This is a genomic window from Nocardia miyunensis NBRC 108239 (assembly GCF_001613065.1).
In the GTDB taxonomy this organism is placed as follows: Bacteria; Actinomycetota; Actinomycetes; order Mycobacteriales; family Mycobacteriaceae; genus Nocardia; species Nocardia miyunensis.
In genome coordinates this window covers 1-1,696 of record NZ_BDBQ01000184.1, presented here as the reverse complement: position 1 = coordinate 1,696, position 1,696 = coordinate 1, and the positions used below count along the sequence as shown (strand labels likewise).

Sequence of the window (1,696 nt, the reverse complement as noted above, 5' to 3'; positions counted from 1 at the left end):
GGGTGATGTTCGACCGCGCCAGTTCAGGTATAGGCACCCAGAGGGCAAGGGGACAGAGTAAGGGCTACTACGTACCGGACCGCGGCTTCGCCGTGCCGCTCGGAGCAACCGACATGCTGTTGTCGGTCAGTGGCCCGATGGATCTGAAGAATGCGATTCACGGTGCTCCCAAGCCACTGCTGCTCCATCTTCACCCGCACTCAACGTTCACCGATATGGAATACCTGGCGCGACAGGTGTTCCGGTTCACCTCGATGTCGTGGCGAACCATGTATCCATCGAGCAAACCCGTCACGATCTTGTACTCGGACCTGATCGCCGATCTTCTCGGCAACCTGCGCCATGTCCGGAACTGGAACGCCGACGCCGTCGCGACCACGTTGCGTACCAGCAGGTGGTTTCTGTGACGACCTTGGGCCGCAATGATCCTCCGGACATCACCGGCGCACTTCTCGGTACTCGGATCTCGGAGCTTGAAGGAGTCATCCACCGTTCGAACCTGCCCGGCAACCTCGACGGCTTGTTAGCCCACCATATCCTCGGCGATCGCTACGGCAGCATAGCGTGGAACGTGAACCCCATGACCCCAGACTGGTTCGCAGAGAACAACTATCGCATCGCGTACCCTGCGGCCTTGGCGATTCTCGGCTATGGCCTCGCCAGTTTTCCCTCGATCGAGTCAGTCGGCGGTCGGCGACATCTGGCAGTGGGCTTGCCAAGCCTTATGCGTAGGAACGCTTTCGAGCCCGACGGTGTCACCTTTGTGAACGATCCCGGCCAGGTTGTCGGGATCGCCCTCGCGGTCAACGCTATCCACGAGGAGTTGCCCAGGGCGCGCTCCTGGCTTGCCGGGGTGCTTCACGATCCTCTCGTGAACCCAGTAACCCCACTGCTCGGAATATTTCAGGAACGCGCACGTCAGATCATCGACGTGCCAACCGATCCCAGTCCTCACCTTCGTGCCGTCTCTGATCCCGTGGAACTCGCGGGGTGGCAGTGGTTGGCAACTCATCCGGGGAGTCAGGTCCTCAAGGACGTTGAAGAGGTTCGTAGCCTGCGATCGCGATTGGTCAGTGGTCTCGCACTCGGTCGCACCGAGTCGGCTTCGGCCCCGCGCGCGGCTCTGCTGCTGGAGGCCGTGGCGCGCACGGTTACCACTAGCGTCAATGACATCGTTCTGAATACCAGCCACGTCGGCGTGCTGTTGAGGCGCTTCAGCGATGCCATGCGCCAATGGCGTTACGACGGTGACAACCTTGCCGAGCCAATTCGGTGGCCGATTACCCGGGAGCGCGAGGTCCAGAACATCCTCTGGTTGATGCTCCGGCCTGTATTCGATGACCTCGTGGATGAAGAGACACTCCGAAATTTCGGACACAGCACCTACCGAGCAGACTTCGGGATCCCTTCCCTCGGATTGCTCATCGAAGTCAAATATGCGCGGAGGGCATCGGACTTCAAAAAATTTGAGAAGGAGATCTCAGAAGACTACATCGCCTACCTGACCGACAACTATCCGTACAAGAGACTCGCTGTGTTCATCTACGACGAATCCGCCTCCGTCCAAGAATACGGAACTACTCGCAACGCATTGCTCCAGCTTCCGTGCATCACAGACGTCGTCATCGCTCCTCGACCCAGCCACATCCCCGCGCCCTGACCTTCAACTCGCATTACCTGGAGTTTTTCTTCACTA

2 protein-coding genes are annotated in these 1,696 nt (G+C 59.2%); both read left to right on the top strand.

Annotated elements, in window-relative coordinates:
* The coding region (locus NM2_RS50615; protein ID WP_218026143.1) for an argonaute/piwi family protein at positions 1-407 on the top strand (407 nt) is incomplete at its 5' end.
* Positions 404-1,660: a PD-(D/E)XK nuclease domain-containing protein gene (locus NM2_RS46870; RefSeq protein ID WP_067684285.1), complete on the top strand. Its 1,257-nt coding sequence runs from the start codon at positions 404-406 to the stop codon at positions 1,658-1,660. The genes NM2_RS50615 and NM2_RS46870, both read left to right, overlap by 4 nt.
* Positions 1,661-1,696: the final 36 nt, after the last annotated feature.